Source organism: Desulfovibrio sp. (assembly GCF_047607245.1).
Classification (GTDB): domain Bacteria; phylum Desulfobacterota; class Desulfovibrionia; order Desulfovibrionales; family Desulfovibrionaceae; genus Desulfovibrio.
This window is the reverse complement of the sequence record NZ_JASGDK010000093.1, coordinates 28,951-40,945: the sequence shown is the minus strand read 5'-3', so window position 1 is coordinate 40,945 and position 11,995 is coordinate 28,951. Positions and strand designations below refer to the sequence as shown.

Below are 11,995 nucleotides of genomic sequence, written 5' to 3'. Positions count from 1 at the left end.
CTGCCCTTGGGCCTCATGACAACGAAAAGCGTTCCTTCAATCCACGCTCCCGCACGGGGAGCGACAAAAGCTCCGAAGGAAAGGACGGGCGCATCTTCTGCCTTCAATCCACGCTCCCGCACGGGGAGCGACTGTGGATCTGGATACGAGCACCCCGCGTCAGCAGATCTTCAATCCACGCTCCCGCACGGGGAGCGACCCCTCACTGTAATAGACCATCGCAGCAGCGTATTTCTTCAATCCACGCTCCCGCACGGGGAGCGACCTGGCCTGATGTCCCACGATGGCGGGATGTGTGTTCTTCAATCCACGCTCCCGCACGGGGAGCGACTTCCTTCAGCCAAGCGAAGCCACACGCAAAATAGATCTTCAATCCACGCTCCCGCACGGGGAGCGACCCGCCCGTGTGTTGTCGCTTATTGCTGGACGAGTCTTCAATCCACGCTCCCGCACGGGGAGCGACGTGACGTTAACAGCCATAGTTTCTCCTCTTGGATTTCTTCAATCCACGCTCCCGCACGGGGAGCGACCAATTTTCGATGACAAGACGGTGTTCGACGCTGCCTCTTCAATCCACGCTCCCGCACGGGGAGCGACTGTGCCCCTTGTTTTGCTTTGGCCAGCAATGATTTGCCAGCCCTGTTTCGAGCAGGTCACAAGACTCGAAACGCAATGGGGTTTAAACACGGTGAACATAAAAATATCGTAATTAATTTCAATATATTATAAAATCGAGAACCTCCCGGTAATTACCTGTGCGCTACAGGTTCTCGCAAAACATTGGCCGCACTTTTCACACACTGCCACACGCTCTTGTCCTTCTAAGGATAGCCATTGTTAGATGATGCTGCCCTTCTTCCAGTTCACAAAGGTGTAAAGACATCGCGGTGTGCGTGGTAAAAAATTGCCAGAGCATGCCGCTGTAATATTTTCTGGCCTGCGATTGTATCAATCTGTTTTCGTTTATAAATTAATACAGCCACATCGATAAAAATAAATATTTCTATTCAAAACCAATGCACGGTGCATTGCCTATAAAATCAATGTTCCCTGCGGATCATAAGAGGGTTTTGCACCCACATGCTCAACACGATTTTTCCAACTTGCGCCCAAAAAATAAAATCGCAGGCTGTCTTTCTCCTCATCCATACACCCTAGCAGATTGTTTCGCAGAATTACCCATTGAGCGGGATCCACCACGCACTCAAATACCGAAAACTGCACTCGTTGCCCCCAGTTTTCGCAGTGGCGGGCAATTCTGCGTAAACGGCGTTTACCCGCAACATCCTGAGTATTTACATCATAGCTGACGAGAACTAGCATAGCATCACCGGATCACAAAAGGTGGATATGCATCCAAATCACCACGCAGATATCGAGCCAGCAACCGCGACTGACAATGGTATAGCAGGCCTGATGACATTTTTTCCTGCAAAAATGGATGTTCCACTGTTTCCTGTTTTCGTTCTTGCCAGGCGGTGATCACATCCTTTCTTGTGGCTTCATCCATAATAACAGCGCCAGATTCCGTACGCCGAAAGCCTTTGGCCTTCACCTGCCCCCGATTAATAAGCGTGCAGGCAAGTCTGTCAGCCAGATATGGACGAAACTCTTCCATAATATCCAATGCCAAACTGGGGCGTCCGGGCCTGTCGCGGTGCAAAAAACCTACAGCAGGATCAAGCCCACTACTTTCAAGTGCTCCACGAACGTCGTGCGCCAATAACGTGTATAAAAAGGAAAGAAGACAATTAACGGCATCCAGTGGTGGGCGGCGGTTACGTCCTTCAAAGCGGAAAGCTGGATCTTTAGCCTGGATAAGATGAGAGAAAACGCCAAAGTACGCCTGAGCGGCTTCACCTTCAATTCCACGAACCAGATTAAGTGGCAAAGGTTCACGCAGCCGCAAAAGGCTTTGGGCCAGCCGGGCAATGGCTGCATCAAGCTCAGCATGGGGGCGTTCACGCGCGGTGCGCATAAGCACTGTGCGGCAGTTGGCTACTTTTCCAATAACCATAGAAGCAGCAATGGCGGCAGAAGAATCGTCTTCATCCGCTCTGCGATACTGCTCTCGCCGCAGCAGCACATTGCCGCTTACTGGCCCGTGCATGGATGCCAGAAATCGTCCGTTTTGGGTCAGCCACGATACTGTCACGCCGTTTTCCGCACAGTGGCCCAACAAAAAGGGACTGCACGAAATTTGCCCAAAAAGCACCAGACCGCCGAGCGTGTGGATGGGGATTTTTCCCTTGAGCATATCCCCCTGATAAACAGCTACACATTCGCCATCCTTAGCGAGATAACTCTCTTGAGTAGTAACAAACAGCGTATTGAGGAGCGGTTTCATATGCCCTCCATCACGGATTGCAGATAGCTCGCAGCAGAAGTCTGCGGAGCAAGGGGCAAGCAGACATCACACAGCGAGCACGCCGGGCAAATGTTGTTGGCAACTTCGACGGGGGGAGGCGGAGGGGTAGCCCCCTTGCTCAGCAAATCCTGCACGGCAAGGATGGTGGCGCGGGTTTCATCCCGAAGAGCTTCGTTGAGTGTCACTACCTGCCGCCGCCGGGTTTTGCCGTAAAAAAGCGCTCCTTCAGAAATGAAAACGTGCAGCATTTCTTCCAGGCAGAGAGCCTGCGCGCAAAGTTGAATGCGGTCTGCGGCCATGCTTTTTGGGCGGCCGCGCTTGTATTCTACGGGATACGGCTGCCAGGCCTTGCCGAGGCGATGGAACTCCACAACATCAGCTTGCCCGGTCAATCCAAGTGTATGCGAGCACAGCAGCAAACCTGAAACGGTTTTGCAGTCGCCGCGGGTTTCCGCTTTATTGCTGTGGGCTTTTTCGTGCAGTTGACGCCCCTCGGCAGTGTACACGTTCTCTGTCCAGAGTTGCTCCAGATGGATAAGCGCGCACTGCCGGGGGCAGAACAGATAATGCTGCAATGCCGATATAGGTATGAAATCGGCTGGGGGGTGGTGATGCATGGTGGCTTCCTTGACAAAGGATTAGTGCCCCCTCCCGAAGGGAGGGGGCCTGTCTGCCACAACTAATCAGGCTATACTCGCTTCAATCCACGCTCTAGAGTCCAGAGCGACTCGCAATCCAACAAGGGCGCTAGCGAGCTACATTCGTGGGAACACATTCCAGTTCAAAAATAAAAAAATTAGGTGTGTTTGCCCGCACATTGACAGATTAGGCAAACACACTTAAAAAACAGGAGCTTCTAGAGCCTTCCGTATGATCGATCAAAACCTTACCGGAAGGCTCTCTTTCTTATACGGTGACTGCCACGCTCCTTGAGAACAGTCACCTGCTACTAATAAAATACGCATATCACAACCCTCCGAAACTTTATCCCAAATTAAAAACGAATCCCTCGTTAGGATTTTTTAGCAGAGGATCGGATTTATCGCAATCATTATCTTTGAGTATAGTCTAGTTAGGTGTAGAGTTAAAAACCCAGAATAGTTTCAGCCTTCAAGCCCGGCGTGGCCTCATTATTCAACATGTAACTGCCATCGGGATTAACCGTAAGGCTTTTATGCACCTTTGCCGAGGAATATTGCCCAGAAGCGCAGTTATGCTGCCACCAGAACACATGATTGACGGCCATGCTGCCCTCTGGCCGGGCAGAAGAAGCATCGTTTTCAAACAATCTGGGCAAAATGGCCTTAATCACGGCTGCATCTTCATCACTAAAGCCCGTACGAACGGCAAGCTGTGGATTGATGCTGCCGTAAAAAACATACACGCCCTTGTCCACACGGTGCTTCATGCCCATTGTGTCAGAACCGCGTTTGCTGCCATCACCTTCGCCACTGACGCTTTTAGTAATCTGGATGCTGGCCACGCTGACAGGCTCAACGCTAAAGGCGGAGTGAATGCTTACCGGGCCGCGCACAGCAATGGAAACCCCCGCAGCGTCACCATCTTTGCCGAAGGCAAAAAGCTGACCAAACGCGCGCACGTCAAACCACTTTGCGCACGCTTTTTGAGCGGTTTCTTCCTTGCTGCATTTTTTGGGGTTAAAGGCATCCTTGCCAAGACCATACTCTGCGGATTCAGCCCTTTCCTTAAGTGAAGCCATAGTGTCCAGCTTACGGTCGTCGGACTGTACAAAAACTTGCGTCCCTTTGTGCTCCATAAGCCGATCACGAATCTTGCGCTTAAGGCAAACGTCGCTGATTTCACCGTAACCGTCGTAGTCAGTACGGGGGCGGTTGCCGTTGAGCGGGTCGCCGTTGGGGTTCGCGTGATCTACGGTGAGAATAACGGCGAAATCGATCTTGTGCTGCAGGCTCATGTTACACTCCTTGCGGGTCATTGGCTTCAGTGGCGTTTTCTTTGTTTGCCTTGGCATACAAGGCCGACAACTGACAATGGTAGCCCAGCAGAAATTCCCCGCTGAGTTTGTCGGAAGAAGTAAATTCATCAGGAACAAAATTTTCGTAAATTTCTTTCCAGATTTTTTGTGCCCGGCTAAGCAGCGCAACGCGGGAACCGCTTTTCAACCTCTGAATATACGGCTGTAACTGCAGTTCGATCTGCCGCCAGGTAGCAAAAGGATGGTCGGCAAAGCGCTGCATCAATCGCTCGGCATTGGTTGGGCGTTTTACCTCTGCGCTATCCAAAGCTGTGCGCTCAATATATTCTGCAACTGCCAGAAGCCGACCAAAGAGGTAGTCACGGGATTTACGCGTTTCATCAAGTGACATGCTGTATTCCTTTTCTATAATGTGCCTAGCGAAGTAGCCCCTGTACATGGCGCAAGCAACGCCCAGCACCTCAGCCCATTCCCAGGCTTCATGCGCCGCACGGTTGCATGCCCGGCGCACGCAGCTTTCAACAATATCACGCGGCAAAGATGCCCCATCAACAATACACGGCAACAGCCTCTCTACCGTGGCTTTGAGCAGCTTATCGTCAATACGTCTGCCGTAAGCAACGCGGGCAATAACTTCTGGCGTAGGAGCCTGGGCTAGGTAGAAGGTGCGCATTTTGCGTCTGCTCTGGCCGTCGCCCTCTTCGGCAATCCGTACTGGCAGTACCCATGCGCAGTCTTCTTGCCATTTTTCCAGATTATGCAGGTAGTCCCTGACCATCTGCTCACGATAAAATGTTACGGAAAGCCGACCGGGACTGGCGGCATCCATAGCCATAATGATTATGCCATCTGTTTCTGTAAGATCAGCCTTGTACCCCAGCATAGCCCTGTTCAGCCTTTTGGCAAAAGACAGCGCCATATTTGCTGGAGGAACAAAGGGCTGTGAAGCGGTATCCACATCTACTTGAACCGAGGGAGCGTCGTCACGCAAAAGATCATCTTCATCCAAGTCGAAAAAATCTTCACACGGATTGGGCACAGATGTGCCGCTGACAGCCCAAGCTACAACAGCCTGATCGCCATTGCGGTAGCCTTGCCGCGCGATAAGCCAGCGCAGTGCGTTGTGGGCCTTGTGACTTACCTCATAGCCGACAGTGCAGGCCTGTTCCGGCTCCAGAAAACGTCCACGGTAGGTAAAATTTGCGGAATCATTGGAAGAAATAAGTTTTGCGCCATCACCAGGGCGGCGAATATTGCGCGGGTGCTTTGTAGCAACAGCGCAATCCAATCCCTGCACCATGCAGAATCCCTTTTGGTCCATCATAGATGCATCGTATGCCATCCAAGCCTGCTGCAAGCTGACGTCCTTCCAGGTGCGCGGCTCCATATCATCAGGCAGGTTGACCACGCTCCATATAACCAAGGCATCGCCTTGATCGCGTACTGTGAGATTGCCAATTTTTTTGGGTTGCAGTCGGTTAAATATACTGTCTTTACCGCTTTCTTTGTCTGCCTCGGTCGGCTCAGTTTGCAGATTTTGTGAAGATTCACCGCGCAATACGCCGCATTGCAGCAAATCTTCTACCAAATGCCCCTTTGAAACGTAGGCATATACAGCCTTGGCTTTTGGATGACTGTAGGAAGAGTCGCACCATGCCTGCAACTGAGCAGCATAAAGATTATAAAGATTTTTTTTGCCACCTGAATAATCTTTGGCGCAATAGTGGATTTTGTCACCCAGTGGATGAGGGGAATCACCACTGGTACGCCCGGCTGAATCTTCCGTTGCCGGAATAATAAACTGCATCTTTAAAGGCAGAAGCTCCGCCCGCACAAAAGTACCATCCCCATCAATCACAACATGGATATGCGCCTGCTGGCTGGTATGGCTCACAGGCATAAGAGCAGGGGCTTCTTTGCCTCCGTTCTCCGCCTGTGGCGGATCTATAAAAGCGGGATTTTGGGAGCAAACCTCATAGGTTTCAAAAAGTTTTTGCATCCAACTCACAGTGTACCCCCTTGTGCCCCCTCAGAAAGCAGATCTCGGGCGTCAGGGTAAGCCACGGTTTCGGGCTCCTGCAATAGGCGGCGCAATTCTTCTTCATCACAACCCGCATAGTTCTTGTCGGGGTGGAAAACCTTGGGCTTCATCTCACGAATTTCTTTGCGCAAAAGTGATGCGTCATCTGGCGGGGGAAATTCAATAACCCCTTTGCACATCACAGGTATCCAGAATCTGGCGCCAAAGTTGGAGGTTCCTGTTTCATCAGGGTAGTCAAAGCCGTGAAACATGAGACCAAACGCCAGCTCTTCCAGATCGTCGTACGCACCCGTGCCTTCGCCAAACCTGCAAGGCTCAACATATCCTTGGCACTCGCGCGTTCCCAAAAAAATATCCTGTCTGCCGCCGCGCGCAAGCATGCGCTTGGCTATCTCATAATGCTTGCCTTCTATGCGGTCTTGCTTCAATTCCGGCCTGTGCTCGTTCCAGATAAAGCGGGCCTTTACCTGATACGCAACGTCTGACAGATAGGTATAGATGGAAAGATCATTCCCACCTGTTGTGGGTCTGATTGGCTTTACGCCTTTGGTTTGCGTGCGAAAAGGTTGCAAAACACGCACCTTTTCAATCACCCAAATCAGGGTAGGCTTCCAATATATAGATTTTACTATACCTTTAAGAGCTTCATATGTGGGGATGTGATAAGAACACTTTTCTCCACCAACTCGAGTTACCGGATCGGAAAAAAGGGCGTAACGCCCATAAACAGTAAAGGATATGTCGTTATTCACTCAATCCTCCTATCAAAAATTACAAAGATCGAGATTATGCACTGGTTGCGTGACTACGCCTTGATCGTTGCAGTAAAAGTTTGGCTTCAAAGCAAACATGCCACTATCCTGCACCGGATACAAGGCGCCTCTCTCAATAAGTTCACGCTCTGTATGAGGAAAGATGTTTACAGAAAACCGTTGCGCTCTACGTAAAAGCTCATACTTTTTATACAGCAAATCTGATGAACAAAGATCAGCAATAATGGCCTTGCCCTCTCCATAGGGAACGAAAATACTTTTGGCTATTGAATCTATTGGCTTGAAGAGTTTTGCTGCTGAGCTGAATGACTGACTCAGCATGGGGAAACGGCTTTTACCTGTAGCAAGCCTGTTACTTCCCAGCATATCAAGCAATGAATTGCTATCCCCGGCAGCATAAGAAAGCAGTGCTCCCCTGCGATGAAAATAATAGTCAAAATATGTTGCAACCAACTGCGGCATGGTGAGGTCATACCCTGATGCCAACAGCTCATCGGCATACCTCACACGCACAGTATCAAGAAAAGTATCCCGTCCTTCCTTTATGTCGTTAAGCCAGCTCAAATTTTCCAAAGCAGCGTCCACACGCACCACATGCACTCTACCCGGTTCGCTTTCGCCATGCCTGTTACAACGACCTGCCGCCTGTAGGATGGAATCCAAGCCAGCAGCCAGACGGATAACAGACCGAAAACTGATATCGACACCGCACTCGATAAGTTGCGTGCTTACGCAAAGCACAGGATGGCCGTTCTTCAAATCAGCGCGCATGGCCTCAAGCTTTTCCATACGGTGCGCTGGGCACAAATTAGTGCTCAGATAGTAGTAAGTTACGCCATCTTCTTTCTTACAGAGCGTATAAATTTTTTCTGCCAACCCCTTGGTGTTGCAAACCACAAGGCACGAACCCTGCTCCCGCTGCTCTTTCTGCGCAAGGGCGACAATGTCTTCGGCGGTCATATCGGTATGGCAGTGATCAAAAAATACTGTGCGCTTCAGGTTTGTAAACAACTCTGGAACGTCTGGCACAATTTCCATGTGGGGCTTCAAGTTTAAACTGCCGCGCAGCGGGTGCGGCAAACTACCCAGGCGGGGTTGCGTTGCGGTGCAAAGCACTGCGGTAGAACCACACTGCCCGGTCAAAAAATCCACCGCATTGCAAAACATGCGTAAACAGCGCACAGGAACAGTTTGCACCTCATCAAAAATAATCACGCTGCGCGCGAGATTATGCATCCGGCGAACAGAGCTGGTGCCTGCACCAAACAGACTTTCCAGAAACTGCACCATCGTGGTGAAAACAACAGGAGCATCCCAATTTTCAGATAATTTTTCCCATTGGCTGGCGACCTCTTCAGCATTCGCGCTCTCATCGGGCATGAAGTTGGAATGGTGCTCAAGCACTATTGACCCGGGTGGTTCATCCTGCTCAAGGATTTTTCGGGCTACATCGGCATTTTGGTCAATAATAGAGGTGTATGGGATAATGTAGATAACCCTGTCCATCTGATGCTCTTGAGCATGCAGCAAAGCAAATCTGAGGCTGGCCAGCGTTTTTCCACCGCCAGTGGGTACAGTGAGAGAAAAGATTCCCGGCGCATCCTGGGCACGCCGGGCACAATGGGCAGAAATGTCGCCCCGAATACGATCAATGGCATGTTGCTGACTTTTTTGAGCCAGGTCTGCTTCCAGCCGCTGCACCAACACATCCCAAGAGCGGCATGGCCTGCCTGCCCGGATAGCTGCGACATTTGGGTCTTCAAAATCGGCACTGTCAGTACGGTCTGCGTCAATCAGAGAGCTGAACAAAAATCGCACCAGCAGGCCCAGCTGAAAATCACGGCTGTTCTCACAATCAGATTGATCATTGCTGCCTGCTTTGACTTGCTGCCTGCCCATTACCCTGTGTTGCAACTTTTTAAGGCCAGCAAATACTTCCAGCAATAACGCATCTGAAATTTCACTTTCTATTGCTGAAAAAATTGCGGGATCGCACCGTTGCTCGCACTGGTCATGATGCGTTTTGCTCTCTGGGCGTACCATATAGTCATTGGTAAAAGCATGTTTACCATCTGGGGTTACGCAATCTTTTAAGCCGGAATGGTGTGACAGAATGCACAGGGCGAGCATCTGAGCAATCGCTTTTTGGGTATCATTGCCTTGCAGAGACTTCCAGAGGTGCTGTCCCCCTGCAAAGGCATGATTTATTTTACCCTTGAGAGCGATGTAATCGGTATAGCCTGGTTCATCAGATGTGATATTGCCAGCAGCAGAAAGGATATAGTTTTGAAATTCAATTGAATATTTACCAAAGTCATGCAGTAAGCCCACAAGATGACCTGCCAGAGGTAATCCGGCCTTGGCTGCTGCAACAGACGTTAACTCCGCCACGTTACACAAATGCTCAGAAAGAGGTTGTGCCCGAACAGAAGTATCAGCTTTGAACTGAGCAACATGAGCTACACAGCAACCTGGCAAATCTGCCATAATGCCCCCTTAAGCCCCTTTGAAAAACGTGTCATGCGACGCAATAAATTTATTTAAAATGCTATTATCTTTATTGTGTTAGTGTCAATTAACAAGGCTAAATTTCCTTCAAAATGTGAGGGGCAGATGCCCGGAAACAAAAAAACTCTTAAGATATATCATTAGAGACTAACTTTATTAATTTACATTTCAAAAATGTATTTATCACCCGGCGCGTCCTAAGTGACGGCATCAAAACTTTGATTCAATTAGCTGATAGTATCAGACGAGATCCAATATAGCTAACGACGTCCGCAATGAATCAAGCCAGACGCAAAATTCTTCCACCTTCTTTAAAAACAGAACTTTCATTTCCTGCATGGAATATTAACGGTATGAAGCATAGAACTGCTGATGCAATTGCCCAAGCTTATTCCATTTAATGCCGGGCTCGGGCATTTCCGGGATGCGCCCTTCTTGTTCCTCTTTTTCCCACTGTTGAATGAGGTTCATCCAACCTAACTGGTAGGCAATGTTCTCATAAGGAGTTCTTTCTCCCTCTTCCTAGGTACATTTTTTTCTGATTCACCAACAACATCAAACTCCTTGATATACAAAAAAGCGCTGCTTTTAATGGAGTCAATGAGTTGCTGCTTGCCAGCATATTCAACCATAGTATTCTCTTTCACTAAACGGGATAAAGCACTGTTGTAACACAACTAATCTCCCTCAGCTAGTCGATACACTTCTGGTCTGTTTAAATGCCCCTTTCCGCGCCTTTTATCACTCCCGGTTCATTGGCGAACAGCCTGAGTAACGCTGCTAATGAAATTTGAGCGCAGCTCTCCAGTTGATCCCTTCAGGGCCTTAAACCCTACCTTGGCTATTCAGGGTACAGAGCCCGACAAATGCACATTTGAGCCAGCAGGTTGAGATTAACAAAAGGCAAGCAACTGACATAACCCACACAATAGAAATTGAAATTCATTTTTAATTTGGGGCATAAAAAATCCCCTTACGGGCAGTCATATCCAGCAGCCTCGTGTAGTTTCTGCATCACACTTTTCATACACGCACTCTAAAACCCGCAGAGAAGTCGAGCTATAACATGATTGAAATTGTTAGATCAAAGCTGCACGGCCTTCATGTAACTGGTTGTGACCTTGAGTATCATGGCTCAATAACACTTGATCCGCTCATATGCCGCCAGGCTGGCATGTACCCAATGGAATTCGTTTATATATGGAATAAAAACAGTGGTCAGCGTATTTCAACCTACGTCATTTATGGTGAACCAGGATCACGCTGCTGCGTCCTCAATGGCGCGGCAGCCCGTACCTGCCAGAAAGGCGATGCCGTAATTATTTGCGCATCCATGCAGGTTCAGAATCCTGATGAACTTTATACCGTCAGACCCAATGTTCTTACATTCGACAATCAAAACAATATTATTGAACATTTTCAGTATAATGTATTCAAGTCAAAAGAGTTCGAATACGACTTCAGAATAGACAGCGTTTCGTAGCACAACCCGTGAAAATTGTTGTGGCAAATGTATACGAAGTTCTGGGAGCATCCACAGCCCTCCTTCATGCAGAGTTGAAAAAAAGTATCGCGAGCGCCCACCATAACAGCCGGATTGCGCACGCCTTCCGTCAGGCAAATGTTTGCCTCAGCTTGGAGGAGCAGCAGAAGGCTCTGCGGTTTCGTTTCGCCCGCGACAGCCTGCTGTATGCGCATGCCCACGCACTGCTCCGCCACGAACTCAGCAACAAGCATCCTGAGACTAAACCGGCGGCATGGCATTTTTGTGCGGGAAACTGCGGAAAACCATACCTGACAGGACGTTACAGACCCCTATGGTTCAACCTGTCACACGCATGGCCGTTCATAGCTGTGCTTACCTGCTCCGCAGGGCGGTGCGGTGTTGATATTGAGTGTGCGAAGACGCCGCCAGCATACAACGAAATTTCAAAACACGCTTTACATGCCGACGAACATGCTGCTGTCCATAAAAGCAGCAAGCCCGGCACGCTTTTTTTGCAATACTGGACCATGAAAGAGGCTGTCTGCAAGGCTATTGGGTGCGGAATGCCACGAGGTTTTCCCGCGTTGCGCGTTCAGCCGGACTTTCAAACCGTAATACTTAACGGGCGAAGGCTCTTCGCACGCCTCGCTTCCACCGTGGATGCAACAGCTGGCTATGTTCTGGCGGGTTGTTGCCTGACAAGGCGAACAGGCACCTGTGAAGTGACAAGCGTACGCCTTGAGTGCCTTGGAAGAACATAATTCACTTTTGAGGGATGTAACTACACTCTGCACCATTTGCAGCACAAGCTGTTGCGCGCGGCCTGCCGCCGCCAGTGCAATTTCGCTTAACCCTCTTTAAA

Annotated in this window: 11 protein-coding genes and 1 CRISPR repeat array; of the genes, 2 read left to right on the top strand and 9 right to left on the bottom strand. The window is 49.6% G+C overall.

Translation table 11 applies throughout. The features are described 5' to 3' along the window. Positions 1 to 33: 33 nt before the first annotated feature. A CRISPR array of direct repeats spans positions 34 to 597; the repeat unit is 32 nt; unit sequence TCTTCAATCCACGCTCCCGCACGGGGAGCGAC. Positions 598 to 1,032: 435 nt separating this feature from the next. From cas2 to QM579_RS07505, 9 genes are all read right to left on the bottom strand, one after another. Further along, positions 1,033 to 1,323 carry a CRISPR-associated endonuclease Cas2 gene (gene cas2 / locus QM579_RS07545; RefSeq protein WP_414998556.1) on the bottom strand — a complete coding sequence of 97 codons (291 nt, stop codon included), beginning with the start codon at positions 1,321 to 1,323 and terminating at the stop codon, positions 1,033 to 1,035. A 4-nt stretch (positions 1,324 to 1,327) separates the two neighbouring features. Next, positions 1,328 to 2,347 (bottom strand): type I-C CRISPR-associated endonuclease Cas1c, encoded by a 1,020-nt coding sequence (cas1c, locus tag QM579_RS07540; protein WP_414998555.1) that lies wholly within the window; start codon positions 2,345 to 2,347, stop codon positions 1,328 to 1,330. Continuing rightward, the gene (gene cas4, locus QM579_RS07535; RefSeq protein ID WP_414998554.1) at positions 2,344 to 2,985 is read right to left on the bottom strand and encodes a CRISPR-associated protein Cas4; all 642 of its coding nucleotides are present in this window, start codon (positions 2,983 to 2,985) and stop codon (positions 2,344 to 2,346) included. Before cas4 ends, cas1c begins: the two co-directional genes overlap by 4 nt. A gap of 467 nt (positions 2,986 to 3,452) precedes the next feature. Next, on the bottom strand, positions 3,453 to 4,304 hold the full coding sequence (cas7c, locus tag QM579_RS07530; RefSeq protein WP_414998553.1) for a type I-C CRISPR-associated protein Cas7/Csd2: 852 nt from the start codon (positions 4,302 to 4,304) through the stop codon (positions 3,453 to 3,455). Between the two features lies 1 nt (position 4,305). Beyond that, a complete protein-coding gene (gene cas8c, locus QM579_RS07525) occupies positions 4,306 to 6,324 on the bottom strand; it encodes a type I-C CRISPR-associated protein Cas8c/Csd1 (RefSeq protein WP_414998557.1) in 2,019 nt (672 codons plus the stop codon). 5 nt (positions 6,325 to 6,329) lie between these two features. Continuing rightward, positions 6,330 to 7,118, bottom strand: a complete 789-nt coding sequence (gene cas5c, locus QM579_RS07520; RefSeq protein WP_414998552.1) for a type I-C CRISPR-associated protein Cas5c — start codon at positions 7,116 to 7,118, stop codon at positions 6,330 to 6,332. Between the two features lie 12 nt (positions 7,119 to 7,130). Beyond that, positions 7,131 to 9,626: a CRISPR-associated helicase Cas3' gene (cas3, locus tag QM579_RS07515; RefSeq protein ID WP_414998551.1), complete on the bottom strand. Its 2,496-nt coding sequence runs from the start codon at positions 9,624 to 9,626 to the stop codon at positions 7,131 to 7,133. Between the two features lie 366 nt (positions 9,627 to 9,992). After that, entirely contained in the window at positions 9,993 to 10,118 is a 126-nt protein-coding gene (locus QM579_RS07510; protein ID WP_414998550.1) for a ClbS/DfsB family four-helix bundle protein, read from the bottom strand. Positions 10,119 to 10,123: 5 nt separating this feature from the next. Next, complete coding sequence (locus tag QM579_RS07505) at positions 10,124 to 10,279, bottom strand: hypothetical protein (RefSeq protein ID WP_414998549.1); 156 nt, start codon at positions 10,277 to 10,279, stop codon at positions 10,124 to 10,126. A 434-nt stretch (positions 10,280 to 10,713) separates the two neighbouring features. On the opposite strand from QM579_RS07505, the gene panD reads away from it, so the two are divergent. Together panD and QM579_RS07495 are read left to right on the top strand one after the other, a co-directional pair. Then, a complete protein-coding gene (panD, locus tag QM579_RS07500; RefSeq protein ID WP_414998548.1) occupies positions 10,714 to 11,130 on the top strand; it encodes an aspartate 1-decarboxylase in 417 nt (138 codons plus the stop codon). 8 nt (positions 11,131 to 11,138) lie between these two features. Continuing rightward, the gene (locus tag QM579_RS07495) at positions 11,139 to 11,894 is read left to right on the top strand and encodes a 4'-phosphopantetheinyl transferase family protein (RefSeq protein WP_414998547.1); all 756 of its coding nucleotides are present in this window, start codon (positions 11,139 to 11,141) and stop codon (positions 11,892 to 11,894) included. Positions 11,895 to 11,995: the final 101 nt, after the last annotated feature.

Excerpts from the sequence above, each read along its gene's own strand:
- cas4 (WP_414998554.1), bottom strand. The coding sequence starts at position 2,985 with ATGCATCACCACCCCCCAGCCGATTTCATACCTATATCGGCATTGCAG.
- panD (WP_414998548.1), top strand. The coding sequence starts at position 10,714 with ATGATTGAAATTGTTAGATCAAAGCTGCACGGCCTTCATGTAACTGGT.
- cas8c (WP_414998557.1), bottom strand. The coding sequence starts at position 6,324 with ATGCAAAAACTTTTTGAAACCTATGAGGTTTGCTCCCAAAATCCCGCT.
- QM579_RS07505 (WP_414998549.1), bottom strand. The coding sequence starts at position 10,279 with ATGGTTGAATATGCTGGCAAGCAGCAACTCATTGACTCCATTAAAAGC.
- cas3 (WP_414998551.1), bottom strand. The coding sequence starts at position 9,626 with ATGGCAGATTTGCCAGGTTGCTGTGTAGCTCATGTTGCTCAGTTCAAA.
- cas7c (WP_414998553.1), bottom strand. The coding sequence starts at position 4,304 with ATGAGCCTGCAGCACAAGATCGATTTCGCCGTTATTCTCACCGTAGAT.
- cas2 (WP_414998556.1), bottom strand. The coding sequence starts at position 1,323 with ATGCTAGTTCTCGTCAGCTATGATGTAAATACTCAGGATGTTGCGGGT.
- QM579_RS07510 (WP_414998550.1), bottom strand. The coding sequence starts at position 10,118 with ATGAACCTCATTCAACAGTGGGAAAAAGAGGAACAAGAAGGGCGCATC.
- cas1c (WP_414998555.1), bottom strand. The coding sequence starts at position 2,347 with ATGAAACCGCTCCTCAATACGCTGTTTGTTACTACTCAAGAGAGTTAT.